The sequence below is a fragment of the Lactobacillus sp. UMNPBX17 genome, assembly GCF_002553735.1.
GTDB classification, from domain to species: Bacteria; Bacillota; Bacilli; order Lactobacillales; family Lactobacillaceae; genus Lactobacillus; species Lactobacillus gallinarum.
Genome location: NZ_PCYT01000192.1, coordinates 1 through 361 on the forward strand (window position 1 = coordinate 1; position 361 = coordinate 361).

Consider the following 361-nt stretch of genomic DNA (forward strand, 5'->3'; position numbering starts at 1 on the left):
GTATTTGCATATGTGTACGTCTAGCTAAACTTCCGGGAATAAAAGAAATTTGAACTTTTTCCTGATTTGGATCTACTTTATCATTTCTTTTAACGGTTAAACGTTGCCTTAACGGATTAAAAGAGAAAGCAAATCCATCAGCTTCTCTATCCTCTTTAACATAATTTACATTTTTTTCAACTTCTTCATCAAAATACATATTTAATAAAATCTGATTAAACTTATCCAAGCTTTCTCTATCGAAATGTTCTTGTAAATCACGAATTTCTTTTTTTATTTGTTTATTCTTTTCTTCTAATTCTAATACCCTATTAGAATCTGTAAAATCTACAAAATCTGCTAGAATTTGTTCTAAGATTAA

At 27.4% G+C, this 361-nt stretch carries 1 protein-coding gene; it reads right to left on the reverse strand.

What is annotated here, in order from left to right; translation table 11 throughout:
- Window positions 1-361: hypothetical protein (locus CP368_RS10545; protein WP_158227445.1), on the reverse strand; the 361-nt coding region annotated here is incomplete at both ends.